The sequence below is a fragment of the Bradyrhizobium sp. B124 genome (assembly GCF_038967635.1).
Lineage (GTDB): Bacteria > Pseudomonadota > Alphaproteobacteria > Rhizobiales > Xanthobacteraceae > Bradyrhizobium.
Map to the genome: position 1 here is coordinate 2,636,913 of NZ_CP152413.1, position 26,489 is coordinate 2,663,401.

Below are 26,489 nucleotides of genomic sequence, written 5' to 3' on the forward strand. Positions count from 1 at the left end.
ATAAGACCGCTCTGCACGCAATCTGCATAACAATCCTGAACTCCTGCTGATCGCCTTCCCGCCGTCTGCACGCGGCCAACCCAAGGTGCGCCCTGCCGCAACCAGGATCGCGTTCGCACACCCGTCGATGACTTCAGCGCGACCGCCGAAGTCCATACGTCCTTCAGTCCTGAGGTCATGATGACAAGCCTAGAGTCACCGGAAGCCGAGACCCCTTCGATTGCCAATGGTTTGCCGCCGGCCAAGGCCGCCGCCGCGCTTGCGCTCGCCGCGCTGGCCGATTGGTTGTTCTATGATCAGAATGCCGGACTCTCGGTGGTCCTCTTCGCCTTCGCGCTGGCCAGCGTGTCACTGGCCGCCAACGTCGGTCACGTCGCTCGCCACAGGCGGCCGATCGCCGGCGCGATCGTTGTGGCCGGGCTACTCCCTGCCCTGGAGGAGGTCAACGCAGTCTCGCTGGCCTTCGCCATTCTTGCGCTCGGCACCGCGCTTGCTCTGACGACCAATCCCTGTCTCGACAGCGTAATCAGGGGAGCTGCCTCGCTGGTGGATCTCCTTCTGATCAGCCCTTTCAGGTTGTTTCGGGACGTCGTCAGCGCATTCGACCTGCCGGGCCTCACCAGGGGGTTCATCCTATGGTTCGTGCCGCTGCTGCTCGGAACCGTGTTTGTCTTTCTGTTCGTCGCAGCCAATCCGGTGCTGGAGGTATGGATCAGCCAGCTGAACCCCGGCAATCCCGCGGCCAGCCTCAGCCTCGGTCGCACGCTGTTCTGGATCCTCGTATTGGCGCTCGTCTGGCCATTCGTCCATGTCAAATGGCGGCGCTACACCAATGTCGCGGCCAGCGGACCGCGATCTTCCGCGCAGGGTCCAGCTGAACCCGATCATTTCATCGACTTGCTCGGCGCAGGCACCATCCTGCGCTCTCTGATCCTGTTCAACTTGCTGTTTTCGATTCAGACAATTCTCGATGCGATCTATCTCTGGGGCAACGCAACGCTTCCCGCCGCCATCACTTACGCGTCCTACGCCCACCGTGGCGCCTATCCGCTGATTGTCACGGCGCTCCTGGCCGCGGCCTTCGTTCTGGTCGCGATGCGGCCGGGCGGCCCGGCCGAGCAATCGCGGGTGATCCGACCGCTCGTCTACCTCTGGGTCGGGCAGAATGTTCTACTGGTGATCTCCTCAATGCTCCGGCTTGATCTCTATGTCCAAACCTATCTGCTCACCTACTGGCGCGTCGCGGCATTCGTCTGGATGCTGCTCGTCGCCGTCGGGCTGATCCTGATTCTGGTGCGCATTGCCCTGCGGGCATCGAATGAATGGCTCGTCCGCGGCAATCTGTTGGTACTGACCATCGTGCTCTATGTCGGCTCTCTGATCAATTTCGCCGCCGTCGTCGCCGACTATAATGTCAGTCACAGCCGCGAAGCCTCGGGCAGCGCCGTTAGTTTGGATATGGACTACCTGATCCAGCTCGGCCCGAACGCGCTTCCGGCCATCGACCAGGCGATCCAACTGCGTTACGCCAACCCGGTCCTTGTCTCTCGCCGCAATAGCCTTGTAGAACAGCAACGCCAGCAGATGGCCTCATGGCGCGGCTGGAGCTTTCGCGGCTGGCGGCTTCAGCGTTTCCTGGACGGGCGGCAGAGCAACGCGCCGGGGTAGCCGAAGCGCCGGTTTTCGGAGACGACTCGTGACGCACCGCATCCTCATCGTCGACGACGACCTGCATATCCGCGAGGTTATCCGCGTCGCGCTCAAGAAAGCCGGCATGAACGTGGCCGAGGCCCGCGACGGCAAGGAGGCGCTGACCCGGTTTGCCGGCGAGCGGCCGGACCTGATCGTGCTCGATATCGGCATGCCGGAATTCGATGGCCTCGAGGTTTGCCGCGAGATCCGCAAATCGTCCGACGTGCCGATCCTGTTCCTCTCCGCCCGTGACGACGAGATCGACCGCGTCCTCGGCCTGGAGATCGGCGGTGACGACTACGTGACCAAGCCGTTCAGCCCGCGCGAGCTCGTCGCGCGGGTGAATGTCATCCTGCGGCGCCTGACTCCGCGGAAGGCGGAGACAAGGAAAGAGACCGGCGTGCTCTCCCGGGGACATCTCTCGGTCGATCCCGAGCAGCACGTGGCGGCATTCGCAGGCGTGCCGCTGCGCCTGACCGCGATCGAGTTCGGAATTCTGCGCGCCTTCCTGACGCGGCCAACAGCGGTGTTCAACCGCGAGCAGATCATGAGCGCGGCCTACCAGCTCAACATCCAGGTCTCCGACCGCACCATCGACAGCCACATCCGCAACATCCGGGCCAAGCTCGCGGCCGTGAACTGCGACAACGCTATCGAAACCGTTCACGGCGTTGGCTTCAAGCTCGGTCGCTGCGAGCAGCAAGCATGACATCGTTCCGCGCCCGCCAGAAGTGGCGACCGTCGCTTGGCCTGGTCATCTTCACCGTGCTTGCCTCGGTCGCGGTCCTGCCACTGATGGGGCTGTTTTTCTTTCGCCTCTACGACAATCAGCTGATTCACCAGACGCAAGCCGAGCTGATTGCGCAAAGCCGTGTGCTTGCCGCGATCTACGCCGAACACGTGAAGGCACGGCTTGGCGATGGCATCCCGCTCGGCGCTACAGTCCCTCAAGAGGCCTTGCCCGACCCCGACGACCAGGTGACGCCGATCCGGCCCGCGCTCGATCTCGCCGGCAACGACCTGCTGCGGCGACGGCCCGATGCGTTGCCGGCGGCGAAGCCGGCGGATCCGGCCTATGTCGAGATCGGTACCGCGCTCATGCCCATCATCCTGGAGACCCAGAAGGTCACGCTGGCGGGCTTCCGTATTCTCGATCCGCAAGGCGTGGTGATCGCCGGACGCCAGGAGGTCGGGCAGTCGCTTGCCCTTATCGAGGAAGTGGCCGCGGCGCTTGGAGGCCAGTATAGCGCCGCGCTCCGTATCCGCATGCCGGACAAACCTCCGCCACCGATCTATTCGATCAGCCGCGGCGTCGGTGTCCATGTCTTCTCCGCGATGCCCGTGATCGTCAACGATCACGTCGCCGGCGTGATCTACACGTCGCGGACGCCGAGCAACATCTTCGATCATCTCTATCAGGAGCGCGGCAAGTTCCTGCTCGCCACATTGGCCGTGCTGCTGGCGACCATTGCGATCGGGCTGATGTTCTCACGAACAGTCACGCGTCCGATGCGCGAGCTCGTCGATCGAGCCGTGCGGATCGGCCGCGGCGAGCGCAATGCGTTTCAGCCCTTGCAGCACTATGGCACCCGCGAGCTGGCCCAGCTCTCCGACAGCTTCCTCGACATGGCCCAGCAGCTGTCGCGGCGTTCCGACTACATCGCCACCTTCTCGGCACACCTGACGCACGAACTGAAATCGCCGCTGACATCGATCAGGGGCGCGGCCGAGCTGCTGCAGGATTCGCTTCAAAGCAAGTCGGATACGCTGACCCGATCCGAGCAACAGAGCTTCATCTCGAACATCCTTGGCGACGTCGCGCGGCTCGATGCGATGAGCCAGCGGCTGCGCGAGCTGGCGCGCGCGGAGAGCGCTCCGCAGAACGAGCAGACCTCACTCTCTGGCGTCATCGCGAACCTGAAGAGCCGCTTGGCGCAGCGAACAATCGTGGCCAGCGGCGACCTCGACCGCCCGATCGGGATGTCCGGCGAGAAGGCGCTGATCGTGCTGGCGCACCTGGCCGACAACGCGTTCCGTCACAATGCCAAATTGGTGCAGCTCGAAGCGACTGCCGAAGCCTCGACCGTCAGGGTGACGGTGAGCAACGATGGCGACCCGATCTCCAACGCCAACAGCGACAAGATCTTCGATGCCTTCTTCACCACCCGCCGCGATAGCGGCGGCACCGGCATGGGCCTCGCCATCGCGCAAGCCGTCATGGTGAGCCATGGCGGTACGATCCGTCTCCTGCCCGCCAGCCAGGGCGTCGCTTTCGCGCTGGAGTTTCCCGCGGTCTAACCGGCGTCAGCCCGCTCGATGATGATCGCGGTCGCTATGCCGCCGGCGGCGGCGCTGAGCCGTCGAGCACACCGGAGGAATTTCCCGCGTGGTGGATAAAATTGATCGAGATCTGATTGCCTCTCAGCATCGGCTTCCAGCCGATTGGCCGTCGCGCGCTTACGGCCCGAAATCAAGGGCATCGACGTCCTCGTGTGATCCCTTCCGCCCTCGCAATCGCGTGGGCGCATGGCGGCCCGCGCTCTCCGGTTGCCCGATCAGGCTTGCTCAGCCGAGCCATGCTTGACGGGCAAATTCGTTTGTGCGCAGCTGCTCAAAACAACAAGGCTACTCAGGGGCAGGACATATGGGCGGGCTTCGGCGGGCGCTGGCCGGTTACGGCTTCCTCATCGCATCGATCAATCTGGCGGCAGCGGCCGAGCCGATCAAGCTGCGGGTGGCCGACTCTTTTCCGAAGGGGCATTACCTCGTCCGCCTCGTGCTCGAGCCCTGGATGACCGAGGTGCAGAAGCGCACCAACAACGCCGTGACGTTCGAGCACTATCCGGCCCAGCAGCTCGGCAAGGCCGCCGACATGCTCAAGCTGACGCAAACCGGCGTCGCCGACATCGGCTATGTCGCGCCCGCCTACGTGTCCGACAAGATGCCGGTCTCCGAAGTCGCGATGCTGCCCGGCGCGTTCGAGCATTCCTGCCAGGGCACGCTCGCCTATTGGAAGGCCGCGCGAAGCGGCGTGATTGCAGAGCAGGATTATACCGCAAACGGCATCCGCCTGCTGCTCGCGGTGAGCCTGCCGCCCTATCGTATCCTGACCGTGAAGCAACCGGTGAAGGATGTCGCCGACATCAATGGGCTGAAGCTGCGGTCGACCGGCGGCGCACAGGACCTCACTTTGCGCGCGATCGGCGCGGTGCCGGTGCGGATGGCTGCCCCCGATGCCTATGAATCGCTGTCGCGCGGCACGATGGACGGTCTGCTGTTTCCGCTCGAGAGCGTCGTCGCCTATGGCGCCGACAAGCTCGTGAAGCATTCCACGAGCGGCTTTGGCTTCGCGAGCTTCGTGGTCGCCTATTCGATCAGCGAGAACGCCTGGAAGAAACTGTCGCCGGAGATCCAGAAGGCGATGATCGACACCGCCGAGGAAATCCTGCCGTCTGCCTGCAAGGAAGTGCAGAAGCAGGACACCGAGACGATGAAGTCGATGGAAGCCGCAGGCGTCCACTTCGACACCTTACAGCCTGACGTCGTCGCCAAGCTCAAGGACCTGACGAAGGGCGTGGGCAAGGCATGGGCCGCCGGGCTCGATGCCCGCGGCAAGCACGGCAGCGACGCTCTGAAGGAATTCAGCGCCGCCGTTGCGGCCGTGCCGGCCCAGTAACGCGGACGGAGCCCAACGTGATCAAGACAGGCCTGAAGGCTCTGACCGCCATCGAAAAGGTGACCTCGGCCATCGCCGCGGCGATGATGTTCGCGATCATGATCATCGTCTTCTCCGATGTCGTGATGCGCTACGTCTTCAACCGGCCGTTCTCCTGGGCCTATGATCTGATCTCGCTCTACGTGATGGCCGGCGTGTTCTTTCTCTCCCTTTCCGGCACCTACGCGGTCAACGGCCATATCAGCGTCGATATCCTACTGCCACGCTTCTCGGCGATTATCCAGCGCCTCTGCGTCATCATCTCCAACCTCGTTGGCCTCGCGATCTTCGTTCCAATCGCCTGGCTCGGTTATCAGCGCGCGCTCGACAATTATGTGTCGAGCGATGTGATGGCCGGTGCGATCCCTTGGCCGACCTGGGCGTCCTCGATCTTCGTGCCGGTCGGTGCGGGAATTCTCGCGTTGCGCCTTGCCGTTCATCTCATTGCCAATACCGCAAGCCTCCTGACCGGCGAGAATTTGTTGCCGCTGCCGGCCATCTCCGGTCATTCGGACAAGGCTGCCGGAGGTTTCGAATGATCCCGACCTTCATCCTCGCGCTGCTGTTCTTCCTGCTCGCGATCGGAACGCCGGTCGCGTTCGCCATGGCATTCTCCGGCGGGCTCGGCCTCTATCTGACCGGCGGCCTGCCGATCCTGCTCGGCGTGCTGCAGACCACGCCGCTGTCGGCCGTCACCTCCTACGAGCTGATCACGATCCCGATGTTCCTGTTGATGGCAGACCTGGTGCTGCTGTCGGGCGTCGCCGACGATCTGTTCAAGACCGCCGCAGCCTGGGTTGGACGCATCCCCGGCGGTCTCGGCATGGCGACCGCGTTGGCCGGTGCGGGCTTCGGCTCGATCTGTGGTACCAGCACAGCCTCCGCCGCGACGCTCTCTTCGACCAGCCTGCCCGCGATGATCCGCCAGGGTTACGAGCCCAAAATGGCCGCCGGCGTCGTCGCGATCTCGGGCACGCTGGCGATGCTGCTGCCGACCTCGGTGGCGCTCGTGATCTTCGGCCTGCTTGCCGAGGTGAACATCGGAAAGCTCCTGATCAGCGGCATCATCCCGGCGATCTTCGTCACCATCATCATCATGTCGACGATCTATATCCTGGTGCTGCTCGATCCCAGCCGTGCGCCGACGATATCCGCGGTGACATGGTCGGAGCGATTCAGCCTGCTCTGGCAGGTCAGCCCGATGGTGGTCCTGTTCTCGATTGTCACAGGCACAATCTATCTCGGGATCGCGACGCCGACGGAGGCCTCGGCGTTCGGCGCATTCGGCGCCTTCTGTCTCGCCTGCTGGAAGCGCAAGATCAACCTGACCTCGCTCTACACGACGTTACGGCATGCCGCCCAGGGCACCTGCATGATTGTGCTGATCATCATGTGCGCGCACATCTTCGGCTATTTCTTCACCCTCACCCAGGTCACGCAGAACATCGTCGGGTGGGTCGGCGGGCTCGACGTCTCGCGCTGGATCATCATCACGCTGATCCTGTGCGGCTACATCGTGCTCGGCTCGTTCATGGATCAGATCGCGATCCTGGTGCTGACGGTTCCGATCGTGCTGCCGCTGATCAAATCGCTCGGCTTCGACCCGATCTGGTTCGGCGTGATCAAGATCGTGACCGCCGAGGTCGGCATGATCACGCCGCCGATCGGATTGAACTGCTTCATCGTGGCGCGTTACGCACATCGTCCCGTGGGCGAGGTGTTCCACGGCACGTTCCCGCATTTCATCGCCCATCTGATCGCGATCGCCATTTTCGTGGCATTTCCGGAGATCATCCTCTGGCTGCCGAACCACATGCAGCAATGAAGAAGCCGTCGGTCGAGACGGCCATCTCTGGGAGACTGTTATGAATTTCTATTCCCGTTTCCTCGCCGGCGCAGCTGTCGCCACCGCCTTGCTGGCGGCTTCCGCATCATCGGGCCTTGCCCAGGAGAAGATCACCCTGCGCCTTGCCGACAGCCTGCCGTCCGGCCACGTGATCCATGAGCTCGTCGGCAAGCCTTTTTCCGAGCTCGTCACCAAGCTGACCAACGGCCAGGTCACGTTCCAGCACTTCCCGGCGGAGCAGCTCGGCAAGGCCAAGGACATGGCCCAGCTCACCGCGCTCGGCGTTGCCGACGTCTCCTACATCGTGCCGTCCTATTCGTCGGACAAGTTTCCGCTGACGGCCGTCGCCGAACTGCCCGGCATCTTCGACAGCGAATGCCAGGGCTCGCTCGCCTTCTACAAGGTCTCGCACAATGGCGGCATCCTGGAGACGAAGGAGTTTGCGCCGAACCAGCTTCGGCCGCTGGTGACGCTCGCGCTGCCAGCCTACCAGGTCCAGCTTGCGACCAGCCGCGATGTGAAGACCGCGAAGGACCTCGAAGGCCTGAAGATCCGCACCACCGGCGGCGCCATGGACCTGATGATGCGCTCGATCGGCGGCGTTCCGGTGCGGATGGCCGCGCCCGAGATCTATGAATCGCTGACCCGCGGCACGCTCGACGGGCTGATCTTCTCCTACCAGAGCTCGGCATCCTACGACTTCGGCAAGATCCTGAAGTCGGGCACCGAGGGGCTCAACTTCGGCACCGCGATCTTCACCTATTCGATCGGCGAGCTGAAATTCAAGTCGCTGCCCGAGAATGTGCGCAAGGCGCTGGTCGAGGCCGGCGAGCAGACCACGCGCGAGGCCTGCAAGCGGTTCGAGGACGGAGAAAAGGCCGCGGTCGACAAGATCAAGTCGCAGGGCATGAAGGTCATCAAATTCAGCGCCGACGACAAGGAGGTGTTCGACATCGCCTTCAAATCGGTGGCGCAGGATTGGGTGAAGGACGTCGACAAGCGCGGCAAGCCCGGTACCGACGTCTTCAAGGCCTTCACCGAAGCACTGGCCGCTACCCATTGAGCCAGGCATCGACGAGAGACAAACCATCCGCGCCGGCGGGCCCGCTCGCCGGCGTCAGGATCATCGACCTCACCAGCGTGATGATGGGGCCCTACGCGACCATGATCCTCGGCGACTACGGCGCCGACGTGATCAAGGTCGAGAGCCCCGATGGTGATGTGATGCGCCACGCCGCCCCGATGCGCCATCCCGCGATGGGCGCGATGTATCTGCAGGGCAATCGCAACAAGCGCTCGATCGTGCTTGATTTGAAGAAGGCTGGCGGCCGCGCGGCGCTGCTGCGTCTTGCCACCGATGCCGATGTGTTCGTCCACAACGTCCGTCCTGCGGCGATGGCGCGGCTCAAGCTCGGTGCCGACGATCTCCTCGCCACCAACCCGCGGCTGGTCTACGCCAGCCTGCACGGCTTCGGCGAGACCGGGCCCTACGCCGGCCGGCCCGCCTATGACGACCTGATCCAGGGGCTGACCGCCCTGCCCGCGCTGACAGGTAGGATCACCGGCGAGCCGCGCTACTCACCGGCGACCATGGCCGACCGCATCGTCGGCCTCAATGCCGTCCACGCTATCCTCGCGGCGCTGTTCCACCGCGAGCGCACCGGCGAAGGCCAGGCGATCGAAATCCCGATGTTCGAGACTATGGCGCAGTTCGTGCTCGGCGATCACATGGCCGGCCGCAGCTTCGCGCCGCCGATCGGCCCGCCGGGTTATTCCCGGCTACTGTCGCCCGACCGCCGTCCGTATCAAACCAGCGACGGCTACATCTGCGCGCTGGTCTATTCCGACAAACAATGGAACGCGTTCTTCGCCAAGATCGGCCTTGCGAACGAAGCCGACCGCGACCCGCGGCTGAACAGCATCTCTGCGCGAACCCGGAACTACGACTTCGTCTACGGCTGGTTCTCGCAGATGATGAAGACCCGCAGCACCGCCGACTGGATGCGCTTCTTCGAAGAGGCCGACATTCCGCATGCGCCGCTGCACGACCTCGACAGCCTGATCGACGATCCGCATCTTGCAGCCGTCGGGCTGATCCAATCAATGGAGCATCCGACCGAAGGCACGCTGCGCGTGGCCGGCCCGGCCGCCACCTGGAGCAAGACGCCGCCATCGATCCGGACCTATCCGCCGAGCCTCGGCGAGCATGGCCGGGAGATCCTGCGCGAGGCTGGACTTGCGGATGCGGAGATTGCGGCCCTCCTCACGGAGGGCGCGCTGATCGAACCCGACTGACTATTTCCTGCGCGACGCCAGGATTTTCTCGGCGGCGCGCAGATGCGGCTTGTCCAGCATCTTGCCGTCCATCTTGGCGACCCCGGACGGATTGTCGGCAAACGCAGCGATCACCCGCTCCGACCACGCGATCTCCTCGTCGCTCGGCATGAAGGCCGCGTTGACGACATCGACATGCTTGGGATGGATCACGGCCTTGGCGAGGAAGCCGTCCTGCCGCGCGGCAATCGCCTCCGCCTTCAGCGCATCAAGATCGTTGATGTCGGTGGCGATGGTGTCGATCGCGACCACGCCGGCCGCGGCCGCGCCGATCAGGCAGAGATCGCGGGCAAGGATGAAGGGCGAATGATAGCGGCCGTCGGTGCGGTTGCGCGTTGCGCCGAGCGAGGCCGCAAGGTCCTCCGCACCCCACATCATGCCCCAGAGCCGCGGGCTCATGTTCTCGAAGTCCAGGATCTTCAGCACCGCCCGCGCCGTCTCGGTTGCGACCGTAACGATCCGCGTGGTGCCTTGCGCGATACCCGAGGCGGCCTCGAATGCATCAAGATAGAGCGCGAGCTTGTTGACATCGGCGGCGCCGGCGCATTTCGGCAGCACGATGCCATCAGGCTTTCCGGGCATCACGGCCGCGAGGTCACCGAGCGTCAGATCGGTGTCGAGCGCGTTGACGCGGATATAGAGCTTCTGGTCCGGATTGCGCGCATCGAGCATCTCGCGCGTGATGCCGCGCGCAACGACCTTTTGCTCGGGTGCAATGGAGTCCTCGAGGTCGATGATCAATGCGTCGGCCGCGGTCTTCTTCGCGCTCTCATATTTCCGGGTGCTGTCGCCGGGAACGAACAGGAACGATCGCATCGTCTATGCCTTCGGCTTGCAGTGCATCAGGCCGGTGCGGCGGCAGCTTGCCACCACCTCGCCGCGCTGATTGGTCATGGTGTGTTCGAATTCGACGATGCCCTGGGTCGGCCGCGACTTGCTGGCGCGCTTGCCGATGATCCTGGTATGCGCTTTCAAGGTATCGCCGTGAAAGACTGGTTTCGGAAACTTGACGTCGGTCATGCCGAGGTTTCCGACCGTGGTTCCCAAGGTCGTGTCGTACACGCTCATGCCGATCATGATGCCGAGCGTATAGAGGCTGTTGAACAGCCGCTGGCCGAACTCGGTCTTCTCTGAGAAATGCGCATCGATGTGCAGCGGCTGCGGGTTCATGGTCAGGAGGCTGAACATGGTGTTGTCCATCTCCGTCACGGTCCGGCTGAACTCGTGATGGAATTCCTGCCCGACCTCGAACTCTTCGAAATACAATCCAGCCATTTAACGTCCCTTGTAGTTGGGCGTTCGCTTCTCAACGAACGCATTCAGCCCTTCCTGACAGTCTTCCGTCGACGCGACCACCACGAAGCTTTCCGCCGTGTTCTCCACCGAACGGCGGAAATCGGCATCGACCGCGCGCATGAAGGCGTCGCGGCCGATCTTCATCACGATCGGCGATTTCGCGGCCAGCTTCCGCGCGATCTCGCGGGCCCGCTCGAGCGCGGTGCCCTTCGGCACAACTTCGCTGAGCAGCCCCATGCGATAGGCGGTGGCGGCATCGAAGGGCTCGCCGAGGAACAGCGGGCCGAACGCCTGGTGCTTCCCCACCAGCTGCGGCAACTGCACGAAATGGATCGCCGGGATCAGGCCGACATCGATCTCGGGATAGCCGAAGGTCGAGCTGTCGCCCGCGATAATCATGTCGCAGGAGATCGCGATCGTCATGCCGCCGGCGCGCACCGCGCCGTCGATCGCCGCGATGGTCGGCTTACCCATGCGGTACTGCGTATCGTTCAGCGCGAAATATAGCCGCTCGAGAAATGCCTTGGTCTCGATCGCGGGCTTGCCCCTGACGATGTCGAGGTCGAGGCCGGCGCAGAACACCTTGTGGGCGCTGCTGATGATGACGGCGCGCACCGCATCATCATCGCGTGCTTTCGCCAGCGCCGCCAGCAACGCGTCGATCAGGGGGATGCTGAGCGCATTCACCGGCCCGCGGTCCAGCACAATCTCCGCAATCTGGTTGCTGACCGAGTAACGAACGAGGTCCGTGCTCATGATGTCTTGCCTCCTGTCATCGCTTTGGCCTGCCGCACCGCGCCCGACAGCAGCAAGCCGTCGATCTCGACCGAACCAAAGCCAGCCTCTGTCAGTACCGCGCGGCTATCCTGCCCAACGTCCGGCGCAGGACAAAGATGATCCTCGGACAGGCTCGCGATCCCCGGCGTCCGCGGCGAATAGACCGCGCCGACGCCCGGCGTATCCTGGCGGACCGACGCGCTGGTCGCCTCGACGTGAGGGTTGCGCAGCCATTCGCCGGGATTGAAGATGCGCTCCGCGATGATATCGGCACTGTGCAGCCGCGTCAGCCAGACATCCGTCGGCTGCGTCAGGAGCACCTCGCGCAGCTGCGGGATCAGCGTGTCGGCCGCATCGGCGCGCCGGGCGAAGTCGGCGAAGCGCGGATCGGCGGCGAGATCCTCTCGGCCGATCGCACCGCACAGCCGCTTGTATTGCGGCTCGTTCACCAGCGTCACCATCATCCAGCCGTCCTGGGTCTGGTAGGTGCCGGCCGGCACATTGAGAGCGCGCGGCGCACCGCCCTCAAGGATGAACTCCGCGACCTTGTGCCCGAGCAGTGCCGACGTCGACTGGCAGAGATTGACGTCGATCCAGCGTCCGGTGCCGACCGTCGCACGCGCGAACAGCGTCGTCGCAATGGCCTGGAACGCGTAGACGCCGGTGACGACGTCGGAGATCGTGGTGCCGACCCGATGCGGCACACCATCGGTGCCGATATTGACCGAGACCAGCCCCGAGAACGCCTGCGCCACGGAATCCGAGCCCGGCCGCTTTGAGTATGGCCCGCTCTGCCCGAAGCCGCTAACCGACAGATAGACCAGGCCCGGATTGTCGCGCGACAGGCTCTCATAGCCGAGCCCGAGCCGCTCCGCGACACCGGGGCGAAATCCTTCAATCAGCACGTCGGCTTCCCGCGCCAGAAGCTGCGCGATGGCGATCCCATCCTTGTGCTTCATGTCGAGGCACAGGCTGCGCTTGCCGCGATTGTAGACCGCCGACAGGGTCGTGTGATTGCCGTAGGTCGTGCCGAGATAGCGCGACCAGTCGCCCTCAGGCGGCTCGACCTTGATGACGTCGGCGCCATAGATCCCGAGCAGCATCGCGCAATAGGGCGAGGCGATCCCCTGCCCAAAATCCAGCACTTTCAGCCCGCGATACGGCGCCTCGTGCGTCGGCATCAGCTTGCGTTCGCCCGCCATTTGTCCTCCCACAGCTGTCGAAGAGCCCTATTCTCTTGGGTATGATCTTATCGGAAAACCGCTGCGCACTTTTCCGGATCATGCCCTACAGCGCTAGATAGCGCTGCCGGATGTTATCGTTGGCCTTCAGCTCATCGATGGAGGATGTGTAGACGATTTGTCCCTTGTCGATAACCGTCGCGTGGCTCGCAAGGCCAAGGCAAAAATGCATGTTCTGCTCGGCGATCAATACTGTGGCACCGGTGCCGCGGAGCTGCCGCAGCAGTTCGCCGATGCGCTGCACGATGATCGGCGCCAGCCCCTCGCTCGGCTCATCGAGCAGCAGCAGCACCGGATTGCCCATCAGCGTGCGGGCGATCGCCAGCATCTGCTGCTCGCCGCCGGACAGCCTGCCGGCGATCCGGTGCCGCAGCGGCTCCAGCAGCGGGAACACGTCATAGACGCGGCGGATCGACCACTCGTCCTCGCCGTCGGGCCCCTTCTTCTGGCCGATGACGAGGTTGTCCTCGACCGTATGCTCGGGAAAGATCTGGCGGTCCTCCGGCACGAAGCCGAGCCCGGCCCGCGCAATGTGATGCGGCTTCATTCCGGACACCACCCGGCCGCGCAGACTCACCTTGCCGCGGCGCGCCGGCGCCAGCCCCATGATCGCCTTCATGGTGGTCGACTTGCCGGCCCCGTTGCGGCCGAGCAGCGCCATCGTTTCGCCCTTCCGCACGGAGAGGCCGACGCCGAACAGGATCTGGCTGGTGCCGTAGTAGACGTCGAGGTCCTCGACCTGCACCACCGGCTGCGTGCTCATACCACCGCTCCCGCGTGGTCGTCGCTGCCGAGATAGGCCTCGATGACGGCTTCATTCCTGCGGATCGCATCAGGCGTCCCGGTCGCCAGGATCCGGCCGTAACACAGCACAACGATCTCAGGTGCGATCTTGAACACGATATCCATGTCGTGCTCGATGAACACGACGGTGATCTTCTGCTTCTCCCAGAGCTCGCGCACCTTGTCGATCATGCGCCAGCGCTCCTCGGTGCCCATGCCGGCTGTCGGCTCATCGAGCAGCAGCACCTTGGGATCGAGCACCAGCGCGAGCGCGATATCGAGCAGCTTCTGGTCGCCATGCGATAGCGTCGCCGCGGTCCTGTTGCGCTTACCGGCGAGGCCGAGCAGCTCCATCGCATGCTCGGCGCGGTCGCGCGTCTCGGCCAATGGAAAGCGGCGATGCATCACACCAGCGCGGCGCTGATCGGCACAGACCGCCGCCAGCATCGTCTCCTCGACCGTTAGCGACGGGAAGATGCTCGCGACCTGGAAGGCGCGGCCGATGCCGTGGCGCACGATCTCTGGCGGCGTCTTCCCCGCCATGTCGACGCCATTGAGCAGGATCTGACCGGCATCCGGCCGCAGCGCGCCGGTGATCAAGTTGAAGAAGGTGCTCTTGCCGGCCCCGTTGGGACCGATCACGGCGGTGAGCGAACCGTCGGCGAAGTCGAGCGAGACGTTGTCGGTCGCCTTGACGCCGCCGAAGGATTTCGAGAGGGCGCGAATTTCCAGCATGGCTAGCCGCGCCCCTCGCCACGACGCTGCGCGAACCATTCGACAACGAAGTCCATCAAGCCCTTTCGCAGACCGATGGCGAAGAACAGGATCACGATGCCGAGTACGATACCGTGATACTCGGTCAGGCGGGTGACGGTGTCGTTGAGGATCAGCAGCAGCACCGTTCCGACCATCGGCCCGAGGAAGGTCGTGACGCCGCCGAGCATGTTGATGAAGATGCCCTCGCCCGAGATTGTCCAGTAGGCGAATTCGGGATAGGCCCCGGAGACGAACAGCGCCATGATGATGCCCCCAGTCGCCGCGAACAGCGCCGCTAGCACGAAGATAGTCAGCTTCGCGCGCCAGACATCGATGCCGATGAAGCTCGCCCGCGTGGCATTGTCGCGGATCATGCGCAGCGTGTAGCCGAACGGCGACTGCGCGATCTGGCGCATCAGGAACAGCCCGATCACCAGCAGCGCGCAGCTCGTGATGTAGAGATGCAGATGGTTCGAGAGGTCGATGCCGAGAAACGGCGGCCGCGGAATGCCGCCGCGCAGTCCCTGGTCGCCGCCGGTCAGCGACTGCCACGACAGGATGGTCGAATGAATCAGCATCTGGAACGCCAGCGTGACGAAGGCGAAATAGATCTCCTTCAGCCGCACGCAGATCGCGCCGATGACGACGGCGACGACGAAAGTCATCGCCAGCGTGGCGACGAAGGCCACCGGGATCGGCACACCGGTCTTCTGCATCATGAGGCCGAAACCATAGGCGCCGAGGCCGAAGAACATGCCATGCCCGAACGAGATCAGTCCGGTGTAGCCGACCAGAAGGTTGAGCGACGTCGCGAACAATCCGTAGGCTGCGCAGCGGATCACGAAGTCGAGCAGCTGCTTGCTGCCGAACGCCATCGGCAGCAGCGCGAGCAGCACAAAGGCCGCGAGCGCGATCAGCACATCGCGATAGCGCTGCGGCCTGGCGTCGATCCGGGGCACCTCGAGGGGCTGCGCGCCCTGCCCGGCCTGCAACTCGGTCATGCGACCTCCTTGCCGAACAGGCCGGTCGGACGCGACACCAGCACGATCACCATGAAGAGATACATCAGCCCCTCGGTGAACAACGGGAAGCCGAGCGATCCGAAGGAACGGATCAGGCCGATCAGGAGCGCACCGATGAGCGCGCCCAGGATCGAGCCCATGCCGCCGATGACGGTGACGATGAAGGACTCGATCAAGACCGAGAAACCCATGCCCGGCGTCAGCGAGCGCACCGGCGCGGCAAGCGCTCCGGCCAGCCCCGCCAGCATGCCGCCGAGCGCGAACACGCCGCCATAGATCAGCCCGGTGTTGATGCCGAGCGCCGACACCATCCCGGGATTGTGCGCAGCCGCACGGATCACCTTGCCGATCCGGGAACGCGCCAGCCCCAGCCCGAGAACCGCCGCGGCCACGAGCGCCACCCCGATCAGCAGAAGATAGTATGGCGGCACTACGCCGCCGGCGATGAACAGCGGCGGCACCTGGAACGCTGCCGGCATACCCATTGACCTGAATTCAGGCCCCCAGATCATGCGGACGACATCGTCGAAGATCAGCACAAAGGCGTAGCAAACCAGAAGCTGCATCAGCACATCGCGGCCGTAGACGCGGCTCATGAAGGCGCGTTCGAAAATCAGACCGAGGAGCGCGGTGCCGACGGCGCCGCTCAGGATCGCCAGCGCAAAGCTGCCGGTGAGCTGGTAGGCCGTCATCGCGAAATAGGCGCCGAACATATAGAAGGCGCCGTGGCTGAAATTGACCACCTTGAGCACGCCGAAGATCAGCGTCAGCCCGACGGCGACAAGAAACAGCAGCATGCCGATGATCAAGCCGCTGGTGGTCTGCGTCACCAGGCATGCAGGACTGCTGAGGCAACTGGCGAGCGCGTCGAGGTCCACGGGAATCATCCATTACGGCGGGCCGCAACGCCGGCGCGCGACAAACATCAGATGCAAGGCGGAGACAGCACGCGGCCTCCGCCCCCGCATGCGGATCAGGTGTAGCCCTTGCTCTTCTTCCACTCGGCTTCGAGTTCGAAGATGGTCTTCCAGTCTCCGGCCTTGACGTCGGGCACGTAGGGCTCCTGCGGGATCGTGGTGCCCCAGCCGATCGCGTAGCCGACCAGCGTGTGGTCGTCGGCGCGCATTGTGACGGTGCCGTCGGCACCGAACGGGCATTTGATGGTGAGGCCCGTGAGGGCCTCTGCGACCTTCTTGCCGTCGGTCGAGTTCGCCTTCTTGACGGCCTCGGTGAGGAACATGACCGCCGTCGCGTTCTGCCAGGACCAGTTGGTCGGATACTCGTTGTACTTCGCCTTGTAGGCATCGCCCCAGGCTGCATTCTCCGGCGTTGGCGGGAATGTCTTGATGTAACGGTCGCCGGAGTGGATGCCCTTGGGCAGGTTCTTCACCACCGTGAGCGCGGTGTAGTCGGCCATGTTGACCGCGAACACCTCCATCTGGTTGAACATCGCGTAGATGTTGGCCTGGTCGATGTAGGACGTGAGATCGCCACCCCACAGGCAGGAATAGAGCGCCTGCGGCTTGGCCTGCAGGATCTTGGTCACCACCTCGGTGTAATCGGGCTGGAACAGCTTCGGCCAGGATTCGCTGATGATCTCGACATCGGGCGCGAACTTCTTCAGGTACAGCACGAACTCGCCGGTCGTATCGCGGCCATAGGCGTAGTCGGGCGAGCAGGTCGCCCACTTCTTCAGGCCCTTGGCCTTGGCGATCCCTGCCGCATAGCCGGCGCCGACGATCGAGTCATGAATGCCCTGCCGCACGCAGCGGAAGGCGTTCGGGATGTGCTGCTTGGGATCGGCCGTCAGCGACGATGCTTCCGAGCAGGTGTGGATGCAGAGCACGCCGAGATCGCGCGCCACCTCGTGGACCGCGAACGATCCCGACGATGCCTCGCCATCGAGCAGCATCTCGCAGCCGTCGGTGTTGACGAGCTCGCGCGCAATCCGCGCGGCTTCCTGCGGCTGTCCCTTGGAATCGCGGATCACCATCTCGATCTGCCGCCCGGCAAGGCCGCCTGCGGCATTGACCTTCTCGACTTCCAGCATCACCGCATTGCGCGAGGACGTCCCGAGTTGCGCGACGCGACCCGACAGAATGGTCGGCATGCCGATCTTGATGGTCTTGGCCTGTGCGCGCGCCGCCCATGGCGCAGCAAAGCTCACCGCACCGGCGCCCATCAGCGCAAGCGTCGAGCGCCGGCTGATGCCCGGTTTCCGGGTCCTCGTCATATTCCCCTCCCTGTCGGGTTCGCGTTCCCAAATCCCTGTCGGAGATCGTTTCGTCTCCATGGCCGCGATGTTTTCAGAGCAAGGGGGGTGACGTCAAGCCAAAGATGAACTACGACTCATAATTCATCCAGGGAGAAAACGGCGCCGGAATCGGCCCGACGGACGGCAAATGATCAATCTTTCCAGCTTCATCGCATTTCATGCCAGGCGGACTCCGGACCGCTGTGCGCTGAAATATCGCGGCGAAGACGTCTCCTATGCAGATTTCGATCTGCGGATCCGGCAGGTCGGCAGCTGGCTCGCGACACGCGGGATCGCGCCCGGCGACGTCGTCGCGGTCCTGATGAAGAACAGCACGGCGTTTCTCGAACTGGTGTTCGCCACCAGCCATATCGGCGCGGTATTCCTGCCGATCAATTATCGTCTGTCGGCCGATGAGATCGGCTACATCGTCGGCAATTCCGGCGCGCGGCTGCTGGTCGCCGACGAGGAATTTGCCGCGATCGCAGCCGGTGACGCTCCGGTCGTGCTGCTCGGTGAAGTCGCGCAGTCCAGCATCACCAACCTTGCGCCCGACATCGCGCCGGCGCCGATCCATGTGCGCCAGCCGCGCGACCTGATGCGGCTGATGTACACTTCGGGCACGACGGATCGCCCCAAGGGGGTGATGCTCACTTACGAGAACATCTACTGGAAATCCGCCGACCAGACCCTGGTGCTCGGGCTTAGCGCCGATACGCGGCTGCTTGTCGTCGGCCCGCTCTATCATGTCGGCGCGCTCGACCTGCCCGGCATCGCCGTGCTCTGGCACGGCGGCATGCTGTGCATTCATCGCACCTTCGAGCCTGAACCGGCGCTGGCCGCCATCGAACGCGAGAGGCTCAACGCGGCGTGGTTTGCGCCGGTCATGACCACGGCCCTCCTCACCTGCCCCAACCGCGAGCGTTACGATGTCTCCAGCCTGCAATGGGCGATCGGCGGCGGCGAGAAGACGCCGGAAGTCCGCATCCGCGCCTTCTCTGACCATTTCAAGAACGCGCGCTACATCGATGCCTATGGCCTCACTGAGAGCTGCGGCGGCGATACCTTCATGGAGGCGGGCCGCGAGATCGAGAAGATCGGCTCGACCGGCCGCGCCATCGCCCATGTCGAGATCGAGATCCGCGACGACGCCGGCAAGCGCCTGCCCGCTGGCCAGAACGGCGAGATTTGCTTGCGCGGACCGAAGGTCACGCAGGGCTACTGGAAGGATCCCGATAAAACCGCATCCGCCTTCTTCGGCGACTGGTTCCGCACCGGTGACGTCGGCTATCTCGATGACGATGGCTTCCTCTATCTGACCGACCGCAAGAAGGACATGATCATCTCCGGCGGCGAGAACATCGCCTCCTCCGAGGTCGAGCGCGTCATCTATGAAATCCCCGGAGTGCGCGAGGTCGCGGTGATCGGCCTGCCGGACGACCGCTGGGGCGAGAAGCCGGTCGCCATCGTGGTGCTGGCCGATGACGCAGGGCTCGACCTGCCCCACCTCACCGAATTCTGCCGAACACGTCTCGCCGGCTTCAAGGTGCCGCGGCAGTTGATCATCCGCGACAGCCTGCCGCGCAATCCATCCGGCAAGGTGCTCAAACGCGTGCTCCGCGCTGAACTCGAGGCCACCGCATGACGCAAGCGACATCCGCCAAAGTGACAAAACTCAACCGGGTCGAGCGCAACGCCTGGACCAAGCAGAAGATCTTCGACGCCGCGACCAAGGTCGTCGGCAAATACGGCTATGCCGAAGCCTCGGTTGCGCGCATCACCGAAGCCGCCGGTGTGGCGCAAGGCACGTTCTACAATCATTTCGAGAACCGCCAGGAGCTGCTCGATCAGCTGCTGCCGAAGATCGGCCTCGACATGGTCCGCTTCATCCATGCACGCACCGGCACTGCCAACGAAGCACGGCAGGAGGTCGAGCGCTTCAGTGCCTTCTTCGACTTCATCCGCGAGGTGCCCGAGTTTCTCCGCATCCTCAACGAGGCCGAGTTCTTCGCGCCGATCGGCTACCAGAAGCATTTCGACAATATTTCGAGCGCCTATGTCCGGATCCTGCAGCGCGCGCGGGCCGCGGGCGCCACCAACACCTTCAGCGACGAGGAGTTCGAGGCCATCGTCCAGGTCTTGATGGGTGCGCGCGGCTATCTCAGCCGCCGCTATTCCTACTCCGAGCAAGGCGTCACCGCCGTGCCCGACTACGTCATCACGGCCTACCAAAAGCTGGTGACGCGCGGCCTGTTCACCACGAGCGACAAGGGAAGAAAGTCATGAGCGCCGACGGCATCATCCTCGTCACCGGCGGCAGCCGCGGCATTGGCGCGGCGACCGCAACGCTGCTTGCCGATGAGGGCCATCGCGTCGTCATCGTCGACATCGCGCCCGAGCCGCTGGTCGGAGCGGCCGCCATCCTCTGGCCGGCGCCGTTCGACGTCGCGAGCGAAAGCGCCGTCATTACCGGCATCGCCGATATCGAGAAAGCGCACGGACCGATCACCGGCCTCGTCAACGCGGCCGGCGTGTTCGGCAAGATGCACCCGATCGAGCAGGTGCGGATGGAACAATGGGACCGCGAGGTCAATATCGACCTGCGCGGCACCTTTCTGGTCGCGCGCAGCGTCGGCATCGGCATGGCGAAGCGGCGGCATGGCGCGATCGTCAACGTCGCCTCGGTGGCCGGCATGACGTCGGGCCCGATCCACGCCTATACCGCGGCGAAGGCCGGCGTCATCCAGATCACGCAGACGCTCGCCGCCGAATGGGGCCGTTCCGGCGTTCGCGTCAATGCGGTGTCGCCCGGCTTCACCCGCACCGTGGCGCTCGAGGCCGGCATCGCGTCGGGCGCCCTGAACAAGGATCTGCTGGCCCGCCCGACCGCAATGAACCGGCTGGTCGAGCCGATGGAAGTGGCTCAGGCGATCGCCTGGCTGCTCTCGCCGCAGAGCAGCGGCGTGACCGGCATCAACCTGCCGGTCGATGCCGGCTACATCGTGGGCACCACCTGGGCCGCCTATGGTGGCCTGCCGGACGCACCGGCGAGCTGAGGACAACGCATGAATATCGAGCTTTCGCGCAAACACCTCGATCTGTCCTCCGCCATCGCCGAGGGCGACATCCGCGTACTGCTGATGGTGCTGGTGCACATGACCGGCGACGAGAAGTGGCTCGAGCCGCCGTACAAGCCGAAGCGCGACGTCCGCCTGATCCCCGATCCGGACGCCGGCGTGCCGAAGGAGATCAAGGACGAGATCCGCGCCGCCGTCCTGAACCTGTTCGCGAACGGAACGCCGAAACCCGTCATCACCGATCCCGGCGATGAGCTGATGCTGCGGATGATGCGCGCGACGCTCGGCGAGAACGTCGCGCCGGAATATGCCCCGCTGATGCGCGAGGAGATGGGATTCGTTCCCCGCGATGCCAGATGGCGCGAGCGCCCTTCCGACGAACGACTGGCGCAGCAGCATGTGCTGATCGTCGGCGCCGGGGTCTGCGCGATCGCGCTCGGTGTTGCGCTCGGGCGGCTCGGCATTCCCTACACGATCGTCGAGAAGCAGGACGAGATCGGCGGCACGTGGTACGTCAACCGCTATCCCGGCTGCGGCGTCGATACGCCGAACCACTCCTATTCGTTCTCGTTCGGCGCCCGCAATCCGTGGACCCGCTATTTCGCACAGCGCCAGGAATTGCTCGACTATCTGCTCAAGGTCGTGCGCGAATACGGCATCCGCGAGCACGTCCGCCTCTCGACCGAGCTCGTCGCTTCGCGCTGGGATGAAGCCAAGCGCCGCTGGATCTCGACGCTGAAGACCGCGAACGGCGAAGAGACGTTCGAGTCCACCGCGCTGGTCAGCGCGATCGGGCAGCTCAACGATCCCTTGCCTGCCCGCTTTGAGGGAGACGAGGATTTCAAGGGCCTCAAGGTTCATTCGGCGCTGTGGTCGGACGATGTCAAGCTGGACGGCAAGCATGTCGCCGTGATCGGCACCGGCGCGACCGCGATGCAGCTGGTGCCGTCGATCGCAGACCGTGTCGCCTCGGTCACCGTCTACCAGCGCACCGCGCAGTGGGCGCGGCCGGTGAAGGGCTATTCCGATCCGATCACCGACGGCGCGCAGTGGCTGCTGGCGCACCTGCCGTTCTATGTGCAGTGGTATCGCTTCAACATGTTCTGGCGTTACGGCGACGGATTGTTGCCGTTCCTCCGCAAGGATCCGGCCTGGCCGCATCCGGACCGCGCCGTCAACAAGGGCAACGACCGGCATCGCCAGGAGCTGGCCGAGTTCATCCTCTCCGAGCTGAAGGACCGCCCTGATTTGATCGAGAAGTGCATGCCGACCTATCCGCCTTACGGCAAGCGCATCCTGCTCGACAACAACTGGTTCAAGACGCTCACCAGGCCGAATGTCGAGCTGATCACTGACAAGATCGACCATTTCGCTGCGGACGGAATCGTCACGGCCGACGGCACATTCCGGCCGCACGACGTCATCGTGATCTCGACCGGCTTCAAGGTCTCGGAGATGGCGGCGCGTCTCAACATCACTGGCCGCGACGGCAAGAACCTCAAGCAGGCGTGGCGCGACGACAATCCGACCGCGTATCTCGGCCTCACCGTGCCTGACTTTCCCAACCTGTTTCTGATGCTCGGCCCCAACTCGGGACCCGCGCATGGCGGCAGCGTGATCTTCCAGTCGGAATGCCAGAGCCGCTACATCTCCGCCTGCCTCGTCGAGATGATCGAGAACGATATCGCCGCGATCGATGTGCATCCCGACGCGCACGACGAATACATCCGCAACGTCGATGCCGAACATGAGCAGCTGATCTGGACGCATCCGGGCATGACGACCTACTACCGCAACAGAAGCGGCCGCGTGTTTTCGGCAATGCCGTGGCGGTTCGTCGACTATTGGAAAATGACGCACGATCCGGACTTCACCCAGTATCGAAAGACCAAGTCGCGACAGGAGTCCTGACCTGAATTACCCCGCTCGTTAACTTGACAGCAGGCCATATCTGCCGCAGCATTTCGCTGACTGCACCTGTTGGGGTGCGGGAGCGCCTGCTCCCTGCTTCGCAGGAATTGACGGACGATTTTGGAATCGGCCGTCAGGCAGAGAAGCGGACAGAGGTCCGTCGGCCCACTCTTGGAGAGGAGCATGACGCCACCGGCGAAAGCCAGCGACCTTGCTCAGCGGCAAGGTCTCGGTGCACGTTGAGGCGAACAGCAGCTGCTAGCCGCGTGCACTGCCGACAATCTGAACATATCCGCAGGACGAGAGCGCAAAGGCCAAGCGCTTTTAGGTCCCGAAACACCACTGGTCTACACCAGAGATCCTTCGCTAAAACGAAGTAGCAGGGCCCCGCGATGCTTGAATGCACCGGGGCCCATTCGTTTGCGCGCCATCTCTCCCTCGTCGCACCGCATTGCGTCACCGCGTGGGATCGGGAACAATTGTCCCGACAGGGTGAAGGAACGATGATCGAAAAGCCGCGCGTACGCATCTACACCGACTACAAGTCTCCCTATGCCTATGTCGCCAACAAGCGACTGTTCGAGCTCGAGGAGACCCTTGGCGTCGAGCTGGAATGGCTGCCCTACACGCTTCGCATCCCTGAATTCATGGGCACGGTCGAGGCGCGCACGCCGCATTTCTGGCGCAAGGTGCGCTACTCCTACATGGATGCGCGGCGGTTCGCGAATGCGCAGGGACTGATCATGAAGGGCCCGCGCCGAATCTATGATGCCTTCTACGCCAGCGCCGGGATGTTGTTCGCGCAGCGCCACGGGCTGTTCCGGCCCTATCATGACATGGTGTTCCGGGGGTTTTGGAACCACGAGCTGGAGATCGACGAGTTGTCGGAGATTGCGGGCGTGATCGCCGCGATCGGCGGTTCCACTGAGGCGTTCGAAGCCTATGTTCGCGGCCCTGCCCGCGCGGAACACGATCGCATCATCGACGAGGCCGAAGCGCTCGGCGTTTTCGGCGTGCCCAGCATGGTGTTCAACGGCGAACTGTTCTGGGGCGGCGACCGCATCGACATGCTGATCGAGCGGATCAAGAAGCCCGAGACGATCTCGGTCGCGCTCGGCAGCAGGCACCGGACCTAAGCTCTCGCCGTTTTGAACCTGGTTGCCGTCCCCGATCGATCAGCCTCCATTCAGGATCGCCCAGCATCCGGTGCGTTCCAGCACGGGCTTCAACGCCGCACGATCGCCCGCATCGAGCGCTGCAAATTTCTCGCGCAGCTGCTGCAGGCACTTGACCTGATATTTGAACGGCGCCAGCGCGTAAGGCAGTCGCCAGACGTTGATCTCAAGCCGTTCGAGGCCCTTCCCAAATGCATCCGCATTGGCGGCCAGGAACGGCAGATAGAGCTCGCCCGCGATCCGCAGCAGCGCCTCGGCGAACCCGCCGAGCGCCTGCTCGCGCGGATACCAGTTTCCCTCCACACCGGACGCATCATCGAGCCGCCGCACCCAGTGATCGGTGAACGGCGCGTGTTCCCGCATGATCCGCATCGGGGTCGGGTCGGTCGCCATCTCGCTGAGCTGCCCGAACCAGGCGAAATCCGCCAGCGACGGTCGGCTTCCGAACAGGTAATTCGTCATGCCGACATGCGGTTCGAACGCCGCAAGCGTCCGGCGATAGCTCTCCTCCAGCAGCGGACGATTCTCCTCGGTGGCGCCGAGAATGACCATGCGGGAAATCTGCCGCTGCCGGAACTCCTCGGTCTCCTCGCGGCTGCCGGCCGCGGCGTCCGACGTCGACCACTCCTCTCCCGCCCAGCGCGAGACATAGGTCTGATCTTCCGGATCCCACCAGCGATAGAGAAACAGCGGCTTCACCGCCCATTCGTCGGCGAGATCCTCGAGCAGATCGCAGACGAAGGCTGTGGCCTTATCCTCCGGGATCACCGAGCGCCCCTGGTGACGCGCTTCCAGATCATAGGCCAGCGTCGTGGTCTCGCCGCGGTAGCTGCCGTCGGGATATTGCAGCACCGGAATCAGCATCGGCTTCAGATGCGCAGTCGCCGCGCGCAAGATCTTGGTCATGATCACCCAGTCGTGCGGGATCCGCCGGTAGCGCATCAGCGCCCGCAACTTGATCGCATAGGGCGACGCGGTCGAACCGATCAGGCGATAGCGGCCCTCCGTCATGACGACGCCTCCGGGAAAGCCGGATTGCCGTAGGGATAGAACTGCGCAAGATCGACATTCCTGTAGGGCAGCTTGTCCAGCCGCGTCGTGCCGAGGAACGGCTGATCCGGCTCGACCAGCAGGATCGTCTTGGCAAAGCCATTGTCGTCGAAGCCGCGCCGAAAGTGCACCCGCGACTTGATCGCCATGACCTCGAATCCACCGATGTCAGGCACCAGCGCTTTCAGCGAGAACGGCTCCATGATCTGCACCAGATAGGTGGAGAGGATCAGCACATTGTTGCGGCCGAAGCGCACGCAGACCCAGAACTGCCCGTAGCCGTCACCCGCAGCCGAGATCGTGCCCTGAATGCGAACCGGATCGCCCGCCGACTCGTCGGCACGGCCGCCGATCTCCATATCGAAGGCATCGCCAGCCTTCGCGCCGGCCGCCTTCAGGCTTGCCGTCGCCCTGGCGTCGGCAATGGTCGCGATGACAGTGTTGGCGAGGTCCTGCGCGATGATCTCGCGCAGCAGCCAGGTCGCCGATCCCGAGCGGTCGCTGTGATCGGCCAGCACCACGGGCGTGTTGCCATCGGCGACGGCCTGCTTGGCCAACGCGACGCCCTCGGCAATGCTGTGCAGCCTGGTCGATTGCAGCAGCGCCTCGCGCAGCCGCCAGATCGTGCCGGCGAGATCGCGCGCGACCTGCTCGGCGAGCTTTGGGTTGTCGTTGGTCAGGACCTGCACGGTCATGCCGGCGTCGGGAACATCGGCGAACGGAAAGCCGAAGAAGATGTTGACGTAGACGTCGACCTCGCGGGCCTCCCACACCAGCGCGCGCTGCACGAGATCCATCCACGGACGCGCGCCGGTCCATTGCAGCACGGTGGGAGAGATCACGGGAACCTTGATGGTCTTGTGCGCCGGTCTGTAGTCGCCGCGGATCGCCCGCACCAGCATGCGCGCTGCCCGTTCGCCTTGCAGATGCGCGTCATAATGCGGGAAATATTTGACGGCGAACGCCATGTCCGCCTGTTCGAGGAACGCCTCATCCTCATTGCCGTGAGGATCGAAGGTCGCGGCGATGAAGGCGGAGCGGCCGACCACCTCGCGGACCTGCCGCGCCAGATCGGCCTCGGGCCGCGGCACGTCGCGCACGGCCATCGCGCCATGCAGGCACAGATAGACGCCGTCGAACGGCCCCTCTTCCTTGAGCCCGGCAATCATCTTGCCGGTGAAGGTCCGGTAGGCCTCCTGGGTGATCCAGCCCGATCCGGTGTAGGTCCTCGGCCAGAGCGGAGACTCGATGCCGACCAGTTCGACCTCCGAGAACTCGCGCGCCACCCGCACGAAGCCGCCCATGTAGTTCTTCGGATCGAACTGCAGCAGCGCTTCACCTTTGGCCGGCGAGCCCGGATAGATGAAGTCGTCGAGCGTGGTCTCGTTCGGCAGGAACGAGACGGTTTCGTGGGAGAAATGCAGGACGGCAATACGAATCTTGCGTTCGCTCATTTTGTGCGCCTCGGCTGTTTTATCGTATCCTGACATCGAAGGCTCGGGGCGCCAATGCCGCATTCGGTTTTTGCCCGCCAGATCTGCAAATAAGCAGACGCGCCGC

Annotated in this window: 24 protein-coding genes; 13 read left to right on the forward strand and 11 right to left on the reverse strand. The window is 64.0% G+C overall.

Annotation, left to right across the window (positions count from 1 at the left end):
* The first annotated feature begins 180 nt into the window (after positions 1-180).
* The 8 genes from AAFG13_RS12805 (at position 181) to AAFG13_RS12840 (ending at position 9,548) form a co-directional block, all read left to right on the forward strand.
* Positions 181-1,668 (forward strand): DUF4173 domain-containing protein, encoded by a 1,488-nt coding sequence (locus AAFG13_RS12805; RefSeq protein WP_342712213.1) that lies wholly within the window; start codon positions 181-183, stop codon positions 1,666-1,668.
* Between the two features lie 28 nt (positions 1,669-1,696).
* Entirely contained in the window at positions 1,697-2,401 is a 705-nt protein-coding gene (locus AAFG13_RS12810; RefSeq protein ID WP_342712214.1) for a response regulator transcription factor, read from the forward strand.
* Positions 2,398-3,990 (forward strand): ATP-binding protein, encoded by a 1,593-nt coding sequence (locus AAFG13_RS12815; RefSeq protein WP_342712215.1) that lies wholly within the window; start codon positions 2,398-2,400, stop codon positions 3,988-3,990. Before AAFG13_RS12810 ends, AAFG13_RS12815 begins: the two co-directional genes overlap by 4 nt.
* Positions 3,991-4,336: 346 nt before the next feature.
* Positions 4,337-5,368, forward strand: a complete 1,032-nt coding sequence (gene dctP, locus AAFG13_RS12820; protein WP_342712216.1) for a TRAP transporter substrate-binding protein DctP — start codon at positions 4,337-4,339, stop codon at positions 5,366-5,368.
* A gap of 17 nt (positions 5,369-5,385) precedes the next feature.
* A complete protein-coding gene (locus AAFG13_RS12825) occupies positions 5,386-5,946 on the forward strand; it encodes a TRAP transporter small permease (protein ID WP_342712217.1) in 561 nt (186 codons plus the stop codon).
* Positions 5,943-7,232 carry a TRAP transporter large permease gene (locus AAFG13_RS12830; protein WP_342712218.1) on the forward strand — a complete coding sequence of 430 codons (1,290 nt, stop codon included), beginning with the start codon at positions 5,943-5,945 and terminating at the stop codon, positions 7,230-7,232. The genes AAFG13_RS12825 and AAFG13_RS12830 overlap by 4 nt, the downstream gene beginning before the upstream one ends.
* Before the next feature lie 40 nt (positions 7,233-7,272).
* Positions 7,273-8,316 (forward strand): TRAP transporter substrate-binding protein DctP, encoded by a 1,044-nt coding sequence (dctP, locus tag AAFG13_RS12835; protein WP_342712219.1) that lies wholly within the window; start codon positions 7,273-7,275, stop codon positions 8,314-8,316.
* Entirely contained in the window at positions 8,313-9,548 is a 1,236-nt protein-coding gene (locus AAFG13_RS12840; protein WP_342712220.1) for a CoA transferase, read from the forward strand. The genes dctP (AAFG13_RS12835) and AAFG13_RS12840 overlap by 4 nt, the downstream gene beginning before the upstream one ends.
* On the opposite strand, the gene AAFG13_RS12845 is transcribed toward AAFG13_RS12840, so the two are convergent.
* The 9 genes from AAFG13_RS12845 to AAFG13_RS12885 form a co-directional block, all read right to left on the reverse strand.
* The gene (locus AAFG13_RS12845) at positions 9,549-10,403 is read right to left on the reverse strand and encodes a CoA ester lyase (protein ID WP_342712221.1); all 855 of its coding nucleotides are present in this window, start codon (positions 10,401-10,403) and stop codon (positions 9,549-9,551) included.
* Between the two features lie 3 nt (positions 10,404-10,406).
* The gene (locus tag AAFG13_RS12850; protein WP_018272840.1) at positions 10,407-10,862 is read right to left on the reverse strand and encodes a MaoC family dehydratase; all 456 of its coding nucleotides are present in this window, start codon (positions 10,860-10,862) and stop codon (positions 10,407-10,409) included.
* Positions 10,863-11,639 (reverse strand): enoyl-CoA hydratase/isomerase family protein, encoded by a 777-nt coding sequence (locus tag AAFG13_RS12855; protein WP_212310269.1) that lies wholly within the window; start codon positions 11,637-11,639, stop codon positions 10,863-10,865.
* Positions 11,636-12,862, reverse strand: a complete 1,227-nt coding sequence (locus tag AAFG13_RS12860) for a CoA transferase (RefSeq protein WP_342712222.1) — start codon at positions 12,860-12,862, stop codon at positions 11,636-11,638. The genes AAFG13_RS12855 and AAFG13_RS12860 overlap by 4 nt, the downstream gene beginning before the upstream one ends.
* Before the next feature lie 85 nt (positions 12,863-12,947).
* A complete protein-coding gene (locus AAFG13_RS12865) occupies positions 12,948-13,664 on the reverse strand; it encodes an ABC transporter ATP-binding protein (RefSeq protein ID WP_212310271.1) in 717 nt (238 codons plus the stop codon).
* Complete coding sequence (locus AAFG13_RS12870; RefSeq protein ID WP_342712223.1) at positions 13,661-14,419, reverse strand: ABC transporter ATP-binding protein; 759 nt, start codon at positions 14,417-14,419, stop codon at positions 13,661-13,663. Before AAFG13_RS12870 ends, AAFG13_RS12865 begins: the two co-directional genes overlap by 4 nt.
* A 2-nt stretch (positions 14,420-14,421) precedes the next feature.
* A complete protein-coding gene (locus AAFG13_RS12875) occupies positions 14,422-15,441 on the reverse strand; it encodes a branched-chain amino acid ABC transporter permease (protein WP_342712224.1) in 1,020 nt (339 codons plus the stop codon).
* On the reverse strand, positions 15,438-16,340 hold the full coding sequence (locus AAFG13_RS12880) for a branched-chain amino acid ABC transporter permease (protein ID WP_342712225.1): 903 nt from the start codon (positions 16,338-16,340) through the stop codon (positions 15,438-15,440). Before AAFG13_RS12880 ends, AAFG13_RS12875 begins: the two co-directional genes overlap by 4 nt.
* 95 nt (positions 16,341-16,435) lie before the next feature.
* Complete coding sequence (locus AAFG13_RS12885) at positions 16,436-17,695, reverse strand: ABC transporter substrate-binding protein (RefSeq protein WP_212310275.1); 1,260 nt, start codon at positions 17,693-17,695, stop codon at positions 16,436-16,438.
* Between the two features lie 169 nt (positions 17,696-17,864).
* Here AAFG13_RS12885 and AAFG13_RS12890 point away from each other — a divergent pair, with 169 nt between their 5' ends.
* The 5 genes from AAFG13_RS12890 to AAFG13_RS12910 all read left to right on the forward strand — a co-directional run bounded on the left by AAFG13_RS12890 (position 17,865) and on the right by AAFG13_RS12910 (position 23,840).
* The gene (locus AAFG13_RS12890; RefSeq protein WP_342712226.1) at positions 17,865-19,361 is read left to right on the forward strand and encodes an AMP-binding protein; all 1,497 of its coding nucleotides are present in this window, start codon (positions 17,865-17,867) and stop codon (positions 19,359-19,361) included.
* Positions 19,358-20,002, forward strand: a complete 645-nt coding sequence (locus tag AAFG13_RS12895) for a TetR/AcrR family transcriptional regulator (RefSeq protein WP_342712227.1) — start codon at positions 19,358-19,360, stop codon at positions 20,000-20,002. The genes AAFG13_RS12890 and AAFG13_RS12895 overlap by 4 nt, the downstream gene beginning before the upstream one ends.
* Positions 19,999-20,772 carry an SDR family NAD(P)-dependent oxidoreductase gene (locus AAFG13_RS12900; RefSeq protein WP_342712228.1) on the forward strand — a complete coding sequence of 258 codons (774 nt, stop codon included), beginning with the start codon at positions 19,999-20,001 and terminating at the stop codon, positions 20,770-20,772. The genes AAFG13_RS12895 and AAFG13_RS12900 overlap by 4 nt, the downstream gene beginning before the upstream one ends.
* A 9-nt stretch (positions 20,773-20,781) precedes the next feature.
* The gene (locus AAFG13_RS12905) at positions 20,782-22,704 is read left to right on the forward strand and encodes an NAD(P)/FAD-dependent oxidoreductase (protein ID WP_342712229.1); all 1,923 of its coding nucleotides are present in this window, start codon (positions 20,782-20,784) and stop codon (positions 22,702-22,704) included.
* 506 nt (positions 22,705-23,210) lie between these two features.
* Positions 23,211-23,840: a DsbA family protein gene (locus AAFG13_RS12910; RefSeq protein WP_342713327.1), complete on the forward strand. Its 630-nt coding sequence runs from the start codon at positions 23,211-23,213 to the stop codon at positions 23,838-23,840.
* Between the two features lie 39 nt (positions 23,841-23,879).
* Here the strand turns inward: AAFG13_RS12910 and AAFG13_RS12915 are convergent, their stop codons facing one another.
* Together AAFG13_RS12915 and AAFG13_RS12920 are read right to left on the reverse strand one after the other, a co-directional pair.
* Entirely contained in the window at positions 23,880-24,890 is a 1,011-nt protein-coding gene (locus AAFG13_RS12915; protein ID WP_212310280.1) for a glutathione S-transferase N-terminal domain-containing protein, read from the reverse strand.
* Positions 24,887-26,383: a M81 family metallopeptidase gene (locus AAFG13_RS12920; protein ID WP_212310281.1), complete on the reverse strand. Its 1,497-nt coding sequence runs from the start codon at positions 26,381-26,383 to the stop codon at positions 24,887-24,889. Before AAFG13_RS12920 ends, AAFG13_RS12915 begins: the two co-directional genes overlap by 4 nt.
* Between the last annotated feature and the right edge of the window lie 106 nt (positions 26,384-26,489).

Excerpts from the sequence above, each read along its gene's own strand:
- AAFG13_RS12900 (WP_342712228.1), top strand. The coding sequence starts at position 19,999 with ATGAGCGCCGACGGCATCATCCTCGTCACCGGCGGCAGCCGCGGCATT.
- AAFG13_RS12885 (WP_212310275.1), bottom strand. The coding sequence starts at position 17,695 with ATGACGAGGACCCGGAAACCGGGCATCAGCCGGCGCTCGACGCTTGCG.
- AAFG13_RS12895 (WP_342712227.1), top strand. The coding sequence starts at position 19,358 with ATGACGCAAGCGACATCCGCCAAAGTGACAAAACTCAACCGGGTCGAG.
- AAFG13_RS12815 (WP_342712215.1), top strand. The coding sequence starts at position 2,398 with ATGACATCGTTCCGCGCCCGCCAGAAGTGGCGACCGTCGCTTGGCCTG.
- AAFG13_RS12905 (WP_342712229.1), top strand. The coding sequence starts at position 20,782 with ATGAATATCGAGCTTTCGCGCAAACACCTCGATCTGTCCTCCGCCATC.
- AAFG13_RS12855 (WP_212310269.1), bottom strand. The coding sequence starts at position 11,639 with ATGAGCACGGACCTCGTTCGTTACTCGGTCAGCAACCAGATTGCGGAG.
- AAFG13_RS12890 (WP_342712226.1), top strand. The coding sequence starts at position 17,865 with ATGATCAATCTTTCCAGCTTCATCGCATTTCATGCCAGGCGGACTCCG.
- AAFG13_RS12865 (WP_212310271.1), bottom strand. The coding sequence starts at position 13,664 with ATGAGCACGCAGCCGGTGGTGCAGGTCGAGGACCTCGACGTCTACTAC.
- AAFG13_RS12920 (WP_212310281.1), bottom strand. The coding sequence starts at position 26,383 with ATGAGCGAACGCAAGATTCGTATTGCCGTCCTGCATTTCTCCCACGAA.
- AAFG13_RS12915 (WP_212310280.1), bottom strand. The coding sequence starts at position 24,890 with ATGACGGAGGGCCGCTATCGCCTGATCGGTTCGACCGCGTCGCCCTAT.
- AAFG13_RS12830 (WP_342712218.1), top strand. The coding sequence starts at position 5,943 with ATGATCCCGACCTTCATCCTCGCGCTGCTGTTCTTCCTGCTCGCGATC.
- AAFG13_RS12870 (WP_342712223.1), bottom strand. The coding sequence starts at position 14,419 with ATGCTGGAAATTCGCGCCCTCTCGAAATCCTTCGGCGGCGTCAAGGCG.
- dctP (WP_342712216.1), top strand. The coding sequence starts at position 4,337 with ATGGGCGGGCTTCGGCGGGCGCTGGCCGGTTACGGCTTCCTCATCGCA.
- AAFG13_RS12845 (WP_342712221.1), bottom strand. The coding sequence starts at position 10,403 with ATGCGATCGTTCCTGTTCGTTCCCGGCGACAGCACCCGGAAATATGAG.
- AAFG13_RS12875 (WP_342712224.1), bottom strand. The coding sequence starts at position 15,441 with ATGACCGAGTTGCAGGCCGGGCAGGGCGCGCAGCCCCTCGAGGTGCCC.
- AAFG13_RS12860 (WP_342712222.1), bottom strand. The coding sequence starts at position 12,862 with ATGGCGGGCGAACGCAAGCTGATGCCGACGCACGAGGCGCCGTATCGC.
- AAFG13_RS12850 (WP_018272840.1), bottom strand. The coding sequence starts at position 10,862 with ATGGCTGGATTGTATTTCGAAGAGTTCGAGGTCGGGCAGGAATTCCAT.
- AAFG13_RS12805 (WP_342712213.1), top strand. The coding sequence starts at position 181 with ATGACAAGCCTAGAGTCACCGGAAGCCGAGACCCCTTCGATTGCCAAT.
- dctP (WP_342712219.1), top strand. The coding sequence starts at position 7,273 with ATGAATTTCTATTCCCGTTTCCTCGCCGGCGCAGCTGTCGCCACCGCC.